9 protein-coding genes and 1 pseudogene are annotated in these 13,685 nt (G+C 73.9%); 7 read left to right on the top strand and 3 right to left on the bottom strand.

Annotated elements, in window-relative coordinates:
* Positions 1–16: 16 nt before the first annotated feature.
* Positions 17–1,501 (bottom strand): MFS transporter, encoded by a 1,485-nt coding sequence (locus ACF1AG_RS15645; protein WP_387796547.1) that lies wholly within the window; start codon positions 1,499–1,501, stop codon positions 17–19.
* Positions 1,502–1,762: 261 nt separating this feature from the next.
* Here ACF1AG_RS15645 and ACF1AG_RS15640 point away from each other — a divergent pair, with 261 nt between their 5' ends.
* The 4 genes from ACF1AG_RS15640 to ACF1AG_RS15625 all read left to right on the top strand — a co-directional run bounded on the left by ACF1AG_RS15640 (position 1,763) and on the right by ACF1AG_RS15625 (position 7,193).
* On the top strand, positions 1,763–2,527 hold the full coding sequence (locus ACF1AG_RS15640) for an ABC transporter ATP-binding protein (protein ID WP_359604879.1): 765 nt from the start codon (positions 1,763–1,765) through the stop codon (positions 2,525–2,527).
* Between the two features lie 3 nt (positions 2,528–2,530).
* Positions 2,531–5,059 (top strand): FtsX-like permease family protein, encoded by a 2,529-nt coding sequence (locus ACF1AG_RS15635; RefSeq protein ID WP_391809865.1) that lies wholly within the window; start codon positions 2,531–2,533, stop codon positions 5,057–5,059.
* Between the two features lie 212 nt (positions 5,060–5,271).
* Positions 5,272–6,543, top strand: a complete 1,272-nt coding sequence (locus ACF1AG_RS15630; RefSeq protein ID WP_391809864.1) for a sensor histidine kinase — start codon at positions 5,272–5,274, stop codon at positions 6,541–6,543.
* A complete protein-coding gene (locus tag ACF1AG_RS15625) occupies positions 6,531–7,193 on the top strand; it encodes a response regulator transcription factor (RefSeq protein WP_359606588.1) in 663 nt (220 codons plus the stop codon). Before ACF1AG_RS15630 ends, ACF1AG_RS15625 begins: the two co-directional genes overlap by 13 nt.
* A gap of 31 nt (positions 7,194–7,224) precedes the next feature.
* On the opposite strand, the gene ACF1AG_RS15620 is transcribed toward ACF1AG_RS15625, so the two are convergent.
* Entirely contained in the window at positions 7,225–7,767 is a 543-nt protein-coding gene (locus ACF1AG_RS15620; protein ID WP_359606590.1) for a DoxX family protein, read from the bottom strand.
* Positions 7,768–7,895: 128 nt separating this feature from the next.
* Here ACF1AG_RS15620 and ACF1AG_RS15615 point away from each other — a divergent pair, with 128 nt between their 5' ends.
* Positions 7,896–8,222: a nuclear transport factor 2 family protein gene (locus tag ACF1AG_RS15615; protein ID WP_359606592.1), complete on the top strand. Its 327-nt coding sequence runs from the start codon at positions 7,896–7,898 to the stop codon at positions 8,220–8,222.
* A 40-nt stretch (positions 8,223–8,262) separates the two neighbouring features.
* Here ACF1AG_RS15615 and ACF1AG_RS15610 read toward each other — a convergent pair.
* Positions 8,263–8,527, bottom strand: a pseudogene (locus ACF1AG_RS15610) (winged helix-turn-helix transcriptional regulator); the annotation flags it as partial.
* Positions 8,528–8,898: 371 nt separating this feature from the next.
* On the opposite strand from ACF1AG_RS15610, the gene ACF1AG_RS15605 reads away from it, so the two are divergent.
* Entirely contained in the window at positions 8,899–10,104 is a 1,206-nt protein-coding gene (locus ACF1AG_RS15605; protein WP_391809863.1) for a S8 family serine peptidase, read from the top strand.
* A gap of 192 nt (positions 10,105–10,296) precedes the next feature.
* Entirely contained in the window at positions 10,297–13,671 is a 3,375-nt protein-coding gene (locus tag ACF1AG_RS15600) for a pyruvate carboxylase (RefSeq protein ID WP_359606599.1), read from the top strand.
* Positions 13,672–13,685 lie beyond the last annotated feature (14 nt).

Genomic DNA, 13,685 nt, shown 5'->3' with positions numbered 1-13,685 from the left:
GGCTGAGCCGGCGTCCTCACCCCGGCGGGGCACCCGGGCCGCCGCCCTGGAGGCGTTCCAGATCCGACGGACGGACCTGGATCGCCACCACCGCGACCAGGGCGGCGAGGCCCGCGAAGACGGCCGCCGTGACGAACGCGGCGGACACCCCCGAGGTGAGGACCTCCGCGCCGAACAGCCCCGGCAGTTCGCCCGTGCGCTGGAACTCCAGCCGTTCGGCGGGCGACGCCTGTTCCAGGAAGCGCGGCACCTGTTTCTCCGCCTCGTTCCTGCTCGCCGTGCCGTACATGGTCACCAGGATCGACAACCCAAGTGAACCGCCCACCTGCTGCGTGGCGTTGAGCAGCCCCGACGCGGCGCCGGTCTCCGGCACGGGCACGTTCGACAGCGCCATCAGGGTCAGCGACACGAACTCCATGCCCATGCCGAAACTGAACACCAGCATCGGACCGAGCACGCTGCCCGCGTAGGTCGAGTGCACATCGGTCAGCGTCAGCCACCCCAGGCCCGCCGCCGCGAAGAGACCGCCCGCCACCATGAAGGGTTTCGGCCCGTACACCGGCAGGAACCGCGAGGCCAGTCCGGCGCCGATCGCGATGACCGCGCTCACCGGCAGGAAGGCGAGGCCCGCCTGGAGAGGGCTGAACCCCAGCACGTTCTGCACGAACAGGGTCAGGAAGAAGAACATGCCGAACAGCGCCGCGGCCAGGAACAGCATGATCCCGTACGTGCCCGCTCTGTTGCGGTCCGCGAACATGTGCAGCGGTGTGATCGGCTGCGGCGACCGCCGCTCCAGCAGCACGAACGCCACCAGCACGACCACCGCCGCCGCGAACGAGGCCAGCGTGAGCGGATCCCGCCAGCCGTCCTGCGCGGCCCGGATGAAGCCGTACACCAGCAGCACCATGCCGGCTGTGGAGGTCAGCGCGCCGGTCACGTCGAAGCTGCCCGGATGGCGCTCGGACTCCTTGATGTAACGCGGCGTGGCGAGGGCGATGAGCAGACCGATGGGCACGTTGACGAACAGCACCCACCGCCAGTTCAGCCACTCCACGAGGACGCCGCCGGCCAGCAGCCCGATCGCGCCGCCGCCCGCCGACACCGCCGCGAACACCCCGAACGCGCGGTTGCGTTCCGGCCCTTCACGGAACGTCGTGCTGATCAGCGCCAGCGACGTCGGGGAGGCGATCGCGCCGCCCACGCCCTGCAGCGCACGCGCCGCCAGCAGTTGACCCGCGTTCTGCGCGAACCCGCCGAGCAGGGACGCCAGCACGAACAGCAGCACACCGAAGATGAACACCCGCCGCCTGCCGAGGATGTCGCCGGCCCGGCCGCCCAGCAGCAACAGGCCGCCGAATGTGAGGGTGTAGGCGTTTACCACCCAGGACAGGCTGGCGGTCGAGAAGTCGAGGGAGCGCTGGATGTGCGGCAGCGCGATGTTCACGATGGTGACGTCCAGCACCACCATCAGCTGGCACGAGGCGATGACGAACAGGGCCATCGCGTTGCCGCCGCCGCGGCCGCCCCGTGCGGCCTCCTGGGTGGAGGCCGGTCGCGGACTGCTGGTCATGTCGGGTCGCCCTTCCGGGAATCCACCGTTCGACCGTACGCGCGCCCCTCACCGCCCACCACTCGATCAACGACGGCCCCGGGAGGTAGCGCCTGCACCACCTGAAGCCGGTCGCTGGCTGCATGGGCGGCGGCCCGGCGCCGCCCTAGCGTCGGAACGTCCTGAGGAACCGCACCCGGAAGGCCCCCGACCATGCCCCTGATCCCCGACGGCATCGCCGTCGCCCTCGAGCGCGTACGCAGGACGTACGGCGGCGACCAGCCCGTCGTGGCGCTCGACGACGTGAGCGCCGTGTTCCCGCGCGGGACGGCGACCGCCGTGATGGGGCCCTCCGGATCCGGGAAGAGCACCCTGCTGCACTGCGCGGCCGGACTCGACCGGCCGGACTCCGGGCGGGTGCGGATCGGCGCCACCGACCTGTCGTCCCTGTCCGAGAAGAAGCTCACCGAACTGCGGCGTGCCCGCGTCGGCTTCGTCTTCCAGGCCTTCAACCTGGTCGGCGCGCTGAACGTGGAGCAGAACATCCTGCTGCCGTCCCGGCTCGCGGGCCTGCGCCCCGACCCCGCCTGGGTCGACGAGGTCGTCCGGCGCGTCGGCCTCGGCGACCGGCTGCGGCACCGGCCCGCCCAGCTCTCCGGCGGCCAGCAGCAGCGCGTCGCGATCGCCCGCGCGCTGGTCACCCGCCCCGAGGTGATCTTCTGCGACGAACCCACCGGCGCCCTCGACACCCGCTCCGCGGCGGCCGTCCTGGACCTGCTGCGGTCCGCGGTCGACGCGTACGGGCAGACCGTCGTCATGGTCACCCACGACCCGGTCGCCGCGTCCTACGCCGATCGCGTCCTGATCCTCGCCGACGGCCGGATCGTCCGCGACATGGAACGTTCCGGCGCCGAACGGATCGCCGAGCAGCTCGCCCTGCCGGACCACCGCCGGCCCGCCGCGACCCGGGAGGGCTGACGCGTGCTCCGGCTGGCAGCGCAGACGCTGCGCCACCGCACGGGCGGCTTCCTCGCCACGTTCGCCGCACTCGCCGCGGGCGTCGCCGTCCTCATGACCTGCGCCCTCCTCGTCGAGTCCGGATGGCGGCACCAGGGAGACCCGCACCGCTACGGCGAGGCCGTCGCCGTGGTCGCCGACCGCGACCTGACCGTCGACGGGCCGACGGTGCTCGGCGAGACCGAGCGCACCACCGTCCTCCTGCCCGAGCGGGGCGGCGTCCCCGAGAAGGTGGCCGGTGACCTGGCCGACGTGCCCGGCGTCGACCGTGCCGTGGGGGAACGGCGACTCGTCGTCACCACGACGGCGGCCCCCGAGCTGCCCACCACGGGCCACGGCTGGTCGAGCACCGCCCTCGCCCCGTACCGGCTGGTGTCCGGACGGCAGCCGCGCACCGACAGGGAGATCGCCGTCGACGCCCGCCTCGCCGGGCCCGAGGCCCTCGGACCCGGCGCCACCACCCAGGTGGTCACCGGCGGGGTGAGCCGTACGTACGAGGTGAGCGGCGTGGTCGACACGGGCGGCGCGGCGAGCGGACGCGCGGCGCTGTTCTTCACCGACGCGCAGGCCGCCGCCCTCGACCCCCACCCCGGCCGCTACGACGCCGTCGGCGTGCTCACCGCCCCGGACGCCGACCGGGACACCGTCCTCGCCGAGGTACGCCGGATCGCGGACGCCGCCGGCGCCACCGCCTACACCGGCGACGACCGCGGGCTCGCCGCCGAGCCCGAGAGCGCCGCCGCCCGCTCGCTCGCCCTCGGCGCCGGGGCCGCCTTCGCCGGGTACGCGGCCGCCATCGTCGGCTTCGTCGTCGCCGGCACGGTGGGGCTGTCCGTACGGCACCGGCGCCGCGACCTCGCCCTGCTGCGCGCCGTCGCGGCCACCCCAGGCCAGGTGCGGTCGATGCTCCTCGCCGAGGTCGGGCTGCTCGCCCTGGTCGCCGGCGCCGTGGGCGTCCCCGCCGGACTGCTCGCCACCCGCCAGGTCCGCGACGCGCTCGTCGCCCGGGGCTTCCTCCCGGACGCCTTCACCGTCCAGGGCGGCGCCCTGTCCGCCGCGGCCGTCGTCGTCATCGTCGCCGCCGTCGCCCTGCTCTCCGCCTGGATCGCCGCGCTGCGCGTCACCCGCATCCGGCCCACCGAGGCACTCGGCGAGGCGGCCGTGGAACCCGCCACCGGCGGCAGGGTGCGCCTGGTCTGCGGACTGGCCTGCGTGGCCGGAGCGCTCTCCCTGACCGGGCTCACCGGCGCCACCGACGGGCAGACCGCGCTGGGCGCCGCCATGGGAATGCTCTACCTGTTCGTCCTGGGCGTCGCCCTGCTCGCGCCCTGGATCAATCAGGCGGCGGCCCGGCTGATCGGACCCGTGCTGCGCACCGTGTGGGGCGACAGCGGCTACCTCGCCGCAGCCAACCTGCGCGCCAACGCCCGCGGGACGGTCGCCGTGCTCACCGCGCTCGTGCTGTCCGTGGGGCTCGGCGGCACGGTGTGGTTCCTCCAGGACAACCTGGAACGGCAGACCGTGGTGCAGGGCCGTGAGGGCGTCCTCGCCCAGTACGCGCTGACCTCCGCCGCCGGACTGCCCGCCTCCGCCGCGGCCGAGGCGCGCCGCGTCCCCGGGGTCGTCGCCGCGACCGGCGTCCGCCGCACCTCCGTCGTCGTGCCCGACCGGCTCGAACCGCAGACCGTCCCCGCGCAGGGCATCGACCCCCTGGGCGTGGACCGCACCCTGGACCTGAAGGTCCGTTCCGGCAGCCTCGGTGCCCTCCGGGAAGGCACCGTCGCCGTCTCCACGGCCCGCGCGGGCGCCGCCGGCTGGCGGCTGGGGGACAAGGCCCGTCTGTGGCTCGGCGACGGCACACCCGTCACCCTGCGCGTCGTCGCCCTGTACGAGCGCGGCTGGGGCTTCGGCGACGTCACCCTGCACCGGAGCACCCTCGACGGCCACACCGTCACCGGTCTCGACGACCGGGTACTGATCCGGACCGCCCCGGACTTCGGTGCGGAGGACGCCCTCGCCGAGGTGGCCCGGCGTCACCCGGGCGGCCAGGTGACGGACACCGCCCGCCTGACCGGCGAACTCGCCGAGGACGTGGCGGTGAGCGGCTGGCTCAACAAGATGCTCGTGGCCGTCCTGGTCGGTTACGCCGTCCTCGCCGCCGCCAACACCCTGGCCATGGCCGCACTGGCCCGCACCCGTGAACTGTCCCTGCTCCGCCTGGTCGGCGTCACCCGGGGCCAGGTCAGGCGGATGGTCCACGCCGAACAGGCGGGCCTGCTGGGCGTCTCGCTCCTGATCGGCGCGGCGATCGCGGCGGTCACCCTCACGACGATCGTCCGAGCGGTCACCGGGGCCCCAGTGCCCCATGTCCCGGGCGCGGGCTGGGCGGTGCTTCTCGGCGGCACGGCGGCGCTGGCACTGCTCGCCACGATGGTCCCGGTGTCCCACATCCTGCGAACGGCACCGGTCGAGGGGATGGGCGTGCGGGAGTGAGAGGGGTCGAGCGTGGCGGAGGCGCCGGCGGGTTCGGCGCGCTCGCCGGTCCGGGGGTGGGCGCGCCCACCCCCGCCCGCCCTCGCGCCCGCTCCCGTGCCCGCACCCGGTCCATCGCCCCCGTCCCCGCCGCTGCTCCCGGACTTCCGTACAGCGGACGGCCGAGCAGGCTGAGTGCGCCGCGTTCTATCCTCCGTGGCGGGGAGGTGCGGATGGTGGTGAGCCAGGACCGCCCGGCGAACGGACGGCCGGGGCGGCGTCAGGGCGTGGCCGTTCGTGCCCGGAACGCGCTGGACGCGCTGGAGCACCTGATCGGGGGACTGGGCACCGCCCTGCTCGCCCTGCTCGCCACGCTGTGGCTGGCCCTCACCGTGGCGGCCTGCCTCGTCGGCGTGGGACTCCGGCTGTTGCCGTCCGCCCTGCACGCGGTGCGCGCGGTCGCCGACCGGGAGCGCGGCAGGCTGTCCCGCTGGGGTCCGGAGATCGTCGGCCCGGCGCCGCCGCCGGACGGGCTGCGGGCGATGCTCGGCGACCGCGGCGTCCGCCGCGAGGCCCGGTGGGTGGTCACGCACGCGTTCCTCGGCCTGTTCCTCGGTCTGGTCGGGGCGACGCTGCCGCTGAGCGCCGCCCACGACCTCACCTTCCCGCTGTACTGGAGCGCCCTGCCGGAGAGCGAGTCCACCTCCGCCGTGGGCTGGTGGACCGTGCGCGACTGGCCCGGGGCCATGGCGGTCAGCGGCATCGGCGTGGCCCTCGTCGGCGTCATCGTCCTGTGCGCGCCCGTCCTCGCCCGGCTCCAGGCCTGGCCCGGACGCCGTCTGCTCAGCCCCGACCCCGGCACCGACCTCGTCCTGCGGGTCGCGGAGCTGACTGCCACCCGCGCCGCCGCCCTGGACGCCCACGTCACCGAACTCCGCCGCGTGGAACGGGCGTTGCACGACGGCACGCAGAACCGCATCGTCGCCGTCACCGTCCTGCTCGGAGCCGCCCGGCGCGCCCTCGCCCGCGACCCGGAGGAGGCCGCGGCCGTCCTGGACCGCGCCCAGGATGCCGCAGAGCAGGCGCTCACCGAACTGCGGGCGGTCGTCCGCAGCATCCTCCCGCCGGTCCTCGCCGACCGCAGCCTGCCCGACGCCCTCACCGCGCTCGCGGCCGGCTGCCCGGTGCCGTGCCGCGTCGACGCCGACATCCCCGGGCGGTGCCCGGCGGCGGTCGAGGCGAACGCGTACTTCGCGGTCGCCGAGGCCCTCACCAACATCGCGCGGCACAGCGGCGCGAGCGAGGCACGGGTCGCCGTCCGCACGGCCGGCGGGCTGCTGCACGTGGAGGTCCGCGACGACGGCCACGGCGGCGCCGACGAGCACGGCGGCACCGGCCTCACCGGCATCCGGCGCCGCGTCGAGGCCCACGACGGAACACTGGAACTGGCCAGCCCTCCCGGCGGCCCCACCACCCTGAAGGTGACCCTGCCATGCGGATCGTGATCGCCGAGGACGACGCCCTGCTGCGCGAGGGGCTGGCGCTGCTGCTGCGCGCCGAGTCCCTGGACGTGGTGGCGACGGCGGAGGACCCCGCCGCGTTCCTCGACGCCGTCGACGCGGAACGCCCGGACGTCGCCATCGTCGACGTACGGATGCCGCCCACGCACACCGACGAGGGCATCACCGCCGCCGTGGAGGCGCGGCGGCGCCTGCCCGGACTCGCGGTGCTCGTGCTGTCCGCGTACGTCGAGCAGGCCTTCGCCACCGATCTGCTCGCGCAGGGCAGTGCGCGGCTCGGCTATCTGCTGAAGGAGCGGGTGGGGAGGGTCGAGGAGTTCCTGGAGGCGCTGCACCGGGTGGCGGACGGCGGCACCGCCATCGACCCGGAGGTCGTCGCCCAACTGCTCACCCGCTCCAGACCGGACACCCGCCTGGAGCGGCTCAGCCCTCGCGAGCGGGACGTGCTCGCGCTGATGGCGGAGGGCCTGGGCAACGCGGCCATCGCGGAACGCCTCGTGGTCAGCGACGGCGCCGTGCACAAGCACATCCGCAACATCTTCGCCAAGCTCGACCTGCCCCCCACGGACCGCACGGACCGCCGGGTGGCAGCAGTCCTCCACTTCCTGGAAAACGTCCGCCGTCAAACCCCTTAGGGCCGGGGAGCAACACCCGTTGCTCGAGCCCCTACTCGAACAGCGTCCCCTGCTGCCCCTCCCGGGCCTTCCGCAGCCGCCGGCTCCGCGTCCCCACCGCGATCGCCGTGACCGCCGCCGTCACCCCGAGGGCCGCAGGGACCATCCAGCCCCGGTCGACGGTATGGCCGAGCAGATGGTCGAGGGAGAGCCGTCCGGGCCCCGAGACGGCCAGCCCCGCCGCCGTCAGTCCCAGCGACGCCGCGTACTCGAAGCCGCCCTCCTGGTTGTAGAAGCCGTTGGGCGCGTGCACCGCCGACGCGCCCGCCATCGCCCCGGCGGCGGCCGCGCCCGCCGCCGGTGTGGCGAGGCCCAGTGCCAGCAGCAGCCCGCCGCCGGTCTCCGCGACTCCGGCCGCGGTGGCGCTGACCTTGCCGGGCGCGTAGCCGATGGACTCCATGAACTGGCCGGTGCCCTCGATGCCGCCACCGCCGAACCAGCCGAACAGCTTCTGCGTGCCGTGCGCCGCGAGCACCCCGCCGGTTCCCAGCCGGAGCAGCAGCAGTCCCAGGTCACGCCGGTCGTAACAGGTCACGTCGTCTCCCCGTGAACGGTGGTCCGGTCCGACCACCGTCGCACCGCCGTCGCGGACGCGGCCCGTCGCCGTCGCCGAACGGGTGACACGGGTGGCGGGGGTCCCGCACCGGCACGACCCTTGCAGGCATGACCATTCAGATCACCCGCCTCAGCGACCCGGCCGTCCGCGCCTTCGTCACGGCCGTCAACAACCACGACCGGGAGGGCTTCATGGCCCTGCTGGCGCCGGGCGCCACCATGGCGGACGACGGCACGGAACGGGACCTGGCCGACTGGACCGACCGGGAGATCTTCTCCTCCCGCGGTCATATGGAGGTCGAGAACGAGTCCGCCGGCGGCCGCCGCATCATCGCCCGCTACAGCAACGACACCTACGGCGAGATGCGCACCACCTGGTCGTTCACCGTCGACGACGACGGCCGCATCAGCCGCTTCGAGACCGGCCAGGCCTGACGCCCCGCCGGCCGCGCCTCACCGGCGCCTCGCCCGTGCCTCACCCTCGGGCCGGGTCCGCGTCGTACGCCCGCCGTGCCTCCTCGACCCGGCCCAGATGGGCCGCACCCCACTCCGTCAGGTGCGCGAAGAGCGGCGCCAGGCTGAGGCCCGGCACGCCGATCTCGTACTCCACCCGGGGCGGCACCTCGGGGTCGTAGGTGCGGACCACCAGTCCGTCCCGCTCCAGCTGCCGCAGCCGCTGGATCAGCACCTTCGGCTTGGTGGCGCCGGTGCGGCCGTTCCAGTTCGACGCACCGCTGTCCCCACCACACCGGGACGACTGGGCCCGGCGGTGCGCCGCCCTGTTCCGCTGATCGAACACCCCGTACCGAACGACCGTTCCGTTACCCATGGGTACGAAACGCCCTTCCCGTGAGGGTCGGGTGACGGGATGGTCACGAATCTCGCCCACGCGCTGGTTGGCGCGTTCAAGCACCCCGCTCAGCTCGGGTTTCGCGGATCGGTTGGCTCCGACTTGGGCGGACGTTGTGGAGATCGGCCGCGCCACGGCGTCCGCCGCTCCCGGACACCATTGATCTGAACGCGACAGATCGTCAGTCTTCTCGTCAGCCTCCGCGTCTCGTCACGCCGGAGGTCAACCCCCCACACCACCCTGACGAGGAGACCCCTCTCCATGACGCAACGGATGCGCACCGTCGCACTGAAAGTCACCGCCGCCGCCTGCGCGGTGACCGCCGCGAGCACGGCAGCCCTGCTCGGGGCATCGTCCGCCCAGGCCCAGCCCGCCGAGGGCACGGTCTACGGCCTCGGCGCCGCAGGCGCCGTCAAGGGCAGCTACATCGTCCTCCTCGACGAGGAGACGACGTCCGCCGGCAAGAAGGAACTGGCCCAGGAGTACGGCGGCAAGCTCAACCGGTCGTACGGCGCGGCCCTGGAGGGCTTCTCCGCCGACGGACTCAGTGCGACCGAGGCGAAGCGCCTCGCGGCCGACCCGGCCGTCGGCGCCGTCGTCGCCAACCGCACCTACCGCACCACCGCGACGCAGGACGACCCGCCCTCCTGGGGCCTGGACCGCATCGACCAGCAGGACACCGCGGGCGACAGCAAGTACACCTACCCCGACCAGGCGGGCGAGGGCGTCACCGCGTACGTCATCGACACCGGTGTGCGGATCACGCACGAGGACTTCGAGGGCCGCGCCAGCCACGGCTACGACGCCGTCGACAACGACGACAGCGCCGACGACGGCAACGGCCACGGCACGCACGTCGCCGCCACCATCGCGGGCGCCGACCACGGCGTGGCCAAGAAGGCCAAGGTGATCGCCGTGAGAGTCCTGGACGACAACGGCTCCGGAACGACCGAGCAGGTCGTCGCCGGCATCGACTGGGTCACCGAGAACCACGAGGGCCCGTCGGTCGCCAACATGAGCCTGGGCGGCGCCGCCGACCCGGCGCTCGACGCGGCCGTGCAGAAGGCCATAGCCTCGGGCGTCACCTTCGCGGTCGCCGCCGGCAACGAGTCCGCCGACGCAGGCCAGGGCTCGCCCGCCCGTGTGCCGGAGGCGCTCACCGTCGCCTCCAGCACCGAGGACGACGCCCAGTCGGACTTCTCGAACTTCGGCGAGTCCGTCGACCTCTACGCGCCCGGTTCCGACATCACCTCGGCCTGGAACGACAGCGACACCGGCACCAAGACCATCTCCGGCACCTCGATGGCCTCCCCGCACGTGGCCGGCGCCGCCGCCGTCTACCTGGCCGGCCACCCCGACGCCGACCCGGCCGCCGTCGCCGCCGCGCTGACCGACGGGGCCACCGCCGACGCGATCGGCAACCCGAGCACCGGGACGCCGAACAAGCTGCTCAAGGTCACCGAGTAGCAGAGGGCACGCACGCCCGCGCCCCCCGGGCGCAGGGGCCACAGGGGAAACGGTTCCTCTGTGGCCCCCGTACGTCCCGGTATGTCGGCCCATGTCCCCGGCGCGCCGGAGCGAGTGGCCCGGCTCACATGGCGTACCGCCCTCGCCGCGGACACGATGGTGATCGTCACCGGCAGGCTGAAGGGATCGACCATGTTCCGCAAGGTGCTCGTCGCCAACCGCGGCGAGATCGCGATCCGGGCGTTCCGCGCGGGCTACGAACTCGGTGCGCGCACCGTTGCCGTCTTCCCGTACGAGGACCGCAACTCGCTGCACCGTCTGAAGGCCGACGAGGCCTACGAGATCGGCGAACCGGGACACCCGGTCCGGGCCTATCTGTCCGTCGAGGAGATCGTGCGCGCGGCGCGCAGGGCCGGCGCCGACGCCGTCTACCCGGGCTACGGATTCCTGTCGGAGAATCCCGAGCTGGCCAAGGCCTGCGCGGACGCCGGCATCACCTTCGTCGGGCCCGACGCCCGCATCCTGGAGCTGACCGGCAACAAGGCGCGCGCCGTGGCCGCGGCCCGGGAGGCGGGCGTGCCCGTCCTCGGCTCCTCCGCGCCCTCCACCGACATCGACGAACTCGTGCGCGCCGCCGACGAGATCGGCTTCCCCGTGTTCGTGAAGGCCGTCGCGGGAGGCGGCGGACGAGGCATGCGCCGGGTGGAGGACCCCGCCCAGCTGCGGGAGGCCGTCGAGGCCGCGTCCCGGGAGGCCGCCTCCGCGTTCGGCGACCCCACGGTGTTCCTGGAGAAGGCCGTCGTGGAGCCCCGCCACATCGAGGTGCAGATCCTCGCCGACGGGCAGGGCAACGTCATCCACCTCTTCGAACGGGACTGCTCCGTGCAGCGCCGCCACCAGAAGGTGATCGAGCTCGCCCCCGCGCCCAACCTCGACCCGGAGCTGCGCGACCGGATCTGCGCCGACGCCGTGAAGTTCGCCCGGCACATCGGCTACCGCAACGCCGGCACCGTGGAGTTCCTCCTCGACCGCGACGGCCGTCACGTCTTCATCGAGATGAACCCGCGCATCCAGGTCGAGCACACGGTCACCGAGGAGGTCACCGACGTCGACCTCGTCCAGGCGCAGCTCCGCATCGCCGGCGGCGAGTCGCTCGCCGACCTCGGACTGTCGCAGGAGTCGGTCACCCTGCGCGGCGCGGCCCTGCAGTGCCGCATCACCACCGAGGACCCGGCCAACGGCTTCCGCCCGGACACCGGCCGCATCAGCGCGTACCGATCGCCCGGCGGCTCCGGCATCCGCCTCGACGGCGGAACCACCCACGCGGGCACGGAGATCAGCGCCCACTTCGACTCCATGCTGGTCAAACTCACCTGCCGGGGCCGTGACTTCGCCACCGCCGTGGGCCGCGCCCGGCGCGCCGTCGCCGAGTTCCGCATCCGCGGCGTCGCCACCAACATCCCCTTCCTCCAGGCGGTGCTGGACGACCCCGACTTCCAGGCCGGGCGGGTCACCACCTCGTTCATCGAGCAGCGCCCGCAGCTGCTCACCGCGCGCCACTCCGCCGACCGCGGCACCAAGCTGCTCACCTACCTCGCCGACGTCACCGTGAACAAGCCGCACGGCGAGCGGCCGGAGCTGGTCGACCCGCTGACCAAGCTGCCCGAGACGCCCGCGGGGGAGCCGCCGGCCGGCTCCCGGCAGCGCCTCGCCGAGCTGGGCCCCGAGGGCTTCGCCCGCTGGCTGCGCGAGTCGCCGACCACCGGCGTCACCGACACCACCTTCCGCGACGCCCACCAGTCGCTGCTCGCGACCCGGGTCCGCACCAAGGACCTGCTCGCCGTCGCCCCGGTGGTCGCGCACACCCTGCCCGAGCTGCTGTCCCTGGAGTGCTGGGGCGGCGCCACCTACGACGTCGCTCTGCGCTTCCTCGCCGAGGACCCGTGGGAGCGGCTCGCCGCCCTGCGCGAGGCCGTGCCGAACATCTGCCTCCAGATGCTGCTGCGCGGCCGCAACACCGTCGGCTACACGCCGTACCCGACGGAGGTGACCGACGCCTTCGTGCAGGAGGCAGCGGCCACCGGCGTCGACGTCTTCCGCATCTTCGACGCGCTCAACGACGTCTCCCAGATGCGGCCCGCCATCGACGCCGTCCGCGCGACCGGCACGTCCGTGGCGGAGGTGGCCCTCTGCTACACCGCCGACCTGTCCGACCCCTCCGAGCGGCTCTACACGCTGGACTACTACCTGCGCCTCGCCGAGCAGATCGTCGAGGCCGGCGCCCACGTCCTGGCCGTCAAGGACATGGCGGGCCTGCTGCGGGCGCCCGCGGCGGCGACGCTGGTGTCGGCGCTGCGCCGCGAGTTCGACCTGCCCGTCCACCTGCACACCCACGACACCGCGGGCGGTCAGCTCGCCACCTACCTCGCCGCGATCCAGGCGGGCGCGGACGCGGTGGACGGCGCGGTGGCCTCCATGGCCGGCACCACCTCGCAGCCCTCCCTGTCGGCGCTGGTCGCCGCCACCGACCACTCCGAGCGGCCCACCGGGCTGAGTCTCCAGGCGGTCGGTGACCTGGAGCCGTACTGGGAGAGCGTCCGCAAGGTCTACGCGCCGTTCGAGGCCGGTCTGGCCTCCCCGACCGGGCGCGTCTACCACCACGAGATCCCCGGCGGCCAGCTCTCCAACCTGCGCACGCAGGCGATCGCGCTGGGCCTCGGCGACCGGTTCGAGGACATCGAGGCGATGTACGCGGCCGCCGACCGGATGCTGGGGCACCTGGTGAAGGTCACCCCGTCGTCCAAGGTGGTCGGCGACCTCGCCCTGCACCTGGTGGGCGCGGGAGTGGACCCGCGTGAGTTCGAGGAGAACCCGGACCGCTTCGACATCCCCGACTCGGTCGTCGGCTTCCTGCGCGGCGAGCTGGGCACCCCGCCCGGCGGCTGGCCGGAGCCCTTCCGTACGAAGGCGCTGCGCGGGCGCGGGGAGCCCAAGCCGGCGCCGGAGCTGTCCGCCGAGGACCGCGAGGGTCTGGCCAAGGACCGGCGCCCGACCCTCAACCGGCTGCTGTTCCCCGCCCCGACGCGCGAGTTCGAGACGCACCGCCAGTCGTTCGGCGACACGAGCGTCCTGGACAGCAAGGACTTCTTCTACGGGCTGCGCCCGGGCAAGGAGTACGGCGTCGACCTCGACCCCGGTGTCCGGCTGCTGATCGAGCTGCAGGCGATCGGTGACGCGGACGAGCGCGGCATGCGCACGGTGATGGCCACCCTGAACGGCCAGCTGCGGCCGATCCAGGTGCGCGACCGTGCCGCGGCCTCCGACGTGCCGGTCACCGAGAAGGCCGACCGCACCGACCCGGGCCACGTGGCGGCGCCCTTCGCGGGCGTGGTGACCCTCGCGGTCGCCGAGGGGGACCAGGTGGAGGCGGGCGCCACCGTGGCGACCATCGAGGCGATGAAGATGGAGGCGGCCATCACCGCCCCGAAGTCCGGCACGGTGTCCCGGCTCGCGATCAACCGCATCCAGCAGGTGGAGGGCGGCGACCTCCTGGTCGAACTCGCCTGACCGACGTCTGGTCC

This window comes from Streptomyces sp. NPDC014764 (assembly GCF_043082785.1).
Classification (GTDB): domain Bacteria; phylum Actinomycetota; class Actinomycetes; order Streptomycetales; family Streptomycetaceae; genus Streptomyces; species Streptomyces althioticus.
The sequence above is the reverse complement of the archived record's forward strand: the minus strand, read 5'-3'. Positions and strand labels throughout refer to the sequence as shown.